A 2,793-nucleotide genomic window follows, 5' to 3' on the forward strand; every position below is an offset into this window, starting at 1 on the left:
AATCTTTTCAATCTGCTTCCTAACTCCAATGCCCCAATCTTTGAGATTTCCTAACTACCGGAAGGCAAGCTCTCTCGTCTTTGGCGGATCGAAATGACCTGCTTTGACATGTTGTTTTAGAATTCGTATTCAAAAAAATCCAGCGAGCCGGCAATTTCCGACCCGCTGGTTTTATTTAATAAGGAAAACTATTGATTTACAACCAGCACATTTTTCGTGACTTTCCAGTCCCCATTCACATTTACCAAGGTATTGGTATAAGTTCCGGTAAAATCAACCGGCTCACCTCCCGAGGTACCTTTCACACGATAAGTTCCTTTTGCAATCACTGTCCCATCACTTAATACTTCATGAGTTCCCACATTAATAGATACTTTGAAATCATTTGCAGCAAAATCCGCTACCATCGCTGCCTCTATTTCTGCAAAGCCATTAAAGGTTGTTCCATCAGACATGACTCTAACAGCATCAGCTGTATACCTTCCCATTAGTGTTTTCACATCTTCCTGATTATAAGCCTTTTCATAATCTTTGACAAGTTTGGCCATTTCCTTATCTAGATTCTGTGCCATTACTGGATAGGTCAGTATCAATGATGCAAGCATTAGATACAAACCAAATTGGATCGTTTTTTTCATAAAAGTGTCGTTAAGTTTTGTTTGCCTACTCTCCTCAGTTTTCGGCTTCCCTGTACTACTTGATACTAAAAATCAATTCAACTCTAAAAACTAATCACTGGGGAGTCTGTGTATGAGTTTATGGAATATCATTAAAGTAGCCCCCTTCAGTCTTTATAAATTACAATGATTATTCGATAAATAAAACTTTAAGTCAGATTTGTTTCAAAATGAAACACTTTTTTTTATATTTAATATACTTATTTAAATATATATATTGTTTTATTTAGATGCTTTGCCTACCTTAAAAGAGTAATTTTATTATCAAAACTTAATTATTTAAAATCATGAAAAACACAATTTTAAACAAGTGGAGCTCAGCATTTTTCTTCTCCATTCTGATTTTGGTATCCAGCTGTAGTTTGGATGATTCGGTACAGGCACCTGACCTGTCCAGTGGCACAGAAACCATTTTAAAGCCTAACATGAAAGTTCCGAATGACTACATTCCTGGTAACACCAATGCTCGAAAAAATTGGATGCCGGGTGAGGGATGGGCTAAGGCCTATAATATTGATCTAACCGTTGAGTCCGGGGAAAATATCGATCCTCAAACAGAGACTCATAGCTACAATGCTACCCTAAAAGCTGGAGAGATTTCTGGAACTTTTGAAGTGGTAAATTATGATATGGAAGGAGAACTTTTAGCATCCGCTAAAGGAGAGGTGCTTTGTATGGTTTTTGAAGAGGATTGTAAAACTGTTAGAATGACAGGAGTCATTACAGAAGCTTCAACAGAAAGTCTAGTAGGTAGATACGCTATTTGGTTGGCTGAAGACAATGGCAATGGCCTTGACGCAACCACAGACATACGTTATAACCAACCGAAATCTTCTGCAGATTATCATTGTGAAATTGGATTTACTCCTGCACAATTTGGTCAGGGTTTATTCTTTGAAGAAATTGAAGGAAATGTAAAAGTTAAATCAATGGATTGCTATGGTGATGTGACCGGGGATAACGGTAAATAAGCGGATTATATAATTCAACTTAAAATTAAAAAACCATGAAAAATTTAATTTTTAATTCTGTTTTAAAGTATCTGTTGTTGCTTCCTCTTTTAATCTTTGCTGGATGTAATATGGATAATTCAGACCAACCATCAAATCTTGATGAGTTGAACTTGAAGGATGGGTCGGTGAATAAAACTCTTCCCCTTCTGTCTGAGAACAAAGAATTTATGGACGCACTTCGTAAAATGGCAGCAGCTCCCAAAGGAACTGAACAAACTGACGTGGAACTGTATTCAAAAAGCAACAAAAAGTGGGTAGCCATGGCAAGTGGTGGTGGTAAAGATCTTTATCCGGACTCCGATGAACCAAATTTTGAAATCACTTTTTCAGCACGTGAAGATGCTGATGGGAATGATGTAGGAAAGGTTAACTGGAAAGATACGGAGGGAAATGTAATTGCTTCCGGAGAGGTAGATTGCCTTTATGTTGAGGGTAATCGAGCTTGGGTTCGGTATGTTTTTGAAGTAGAAGATGTTCCCTTTTTAATATGGATTGGATTTGAGGATAATGGAGAGGGTTCCAAAGCCGAATCAGACCGCCATACTTATATTTATGGTGGATTGAAAGCAGACTTTGATTATCTTTCTTGTGAAGATTTTGCCGCATCTGATGGATTTGGAGATGGATTCCCTGTGGAGTGGGTTCGAGGAAATGTTCAAGTCAATTAAGAAATAAAAGCGATCCTCAGGACTTAAGTTAAGTTTTGCTATTTTTCTTAGCCGAAAGAATAAACTTCTTTCGGCTTTTTTATTTTCTTGATTAGGTACAGAAAAGATAGAGTTATTTCCTGTAATTCAGATCTATTTCCACTCATCTTTAATTTCCAAATTCCTTTGATTAACTGTAGGCTTGCTTAAGAAATGGAGAGATCACCCAAGATCATTTTCATCGCTTCCAAAGCCAGTATTTCCTTACTATATTTTTAAAAATGAAAGGAAATTGGATAAAGAATAATCTTTCTATGATGACAGCTATAGTATTCACTTAAGATTACTAGGAATACGTTTTTAGCTTCCCATAACAATCAAGGTAATTCCACCCTTGATCTGGCCGTTCAATAAATTGGTGTTTACCAATTCAAAACCTGTAGCCTGACCTTTTTT

Annotated in this window: 3 protein-coding genes; 2 read left to right on the forward strand and 1 reads right to left on the reverse strand. The window is 36.7% G+C overall.

All coding sequences use genetic code 11. The features are described from left to right. Positions 1 to 188 precede the first annotated feature (188 nt). Positions 189 to 638 (reverse strand): nuclear transport factor 2 family protein, encoded by a 450-nt coding sequence (locus Q0L68_RS19150; protein ID WP_296705853.1) that lies wholly within the window; start codon positions 636 to 638, stop codon positions 189 to 191. Positions 639 to 964: 326 nt separating this feature from the next. Here Q0L68_RS19150 and Q0L68_RS19155 point away from each other — a divergent pair, with 326 nt between their 5' ends. Both Q0L68_RS19155 and Q0L68_RS19160 read left to right on the forward strand, forming a co-directional pair. Next, positions 965 to 1,648: a hypothetical protein gene (locus Q0L68_RS19155; protein WP_296705854.1), complete on the forward strand. Its 684-nt coding sequence runs from the start codon at positions 965 to 967 to the stop codon at positions 1,646 to 1,648. A gap of 35 nt (positions 1,649 to 1,683) precedes the next feature. Further along, a complete protein-coding gene (locus Q0L68_RS19160) occupies positions 1,684 to 2,358 on the forward strand; it encodes a hypothetical protein (protein WP_296705855.1) in 675 nt (224 codons plus the stop codon). Positions 2,359 to 2,793 lie beyond the last annotated feature (435 nt).

This window comes from Algoriphagus sp. (assembly GCF_024642405.1).
GTDB lineage: Bacteria > Bacteroidota > Bacteroidia > Cytophagales > Cyclobacteriaceae > Algoriphagus.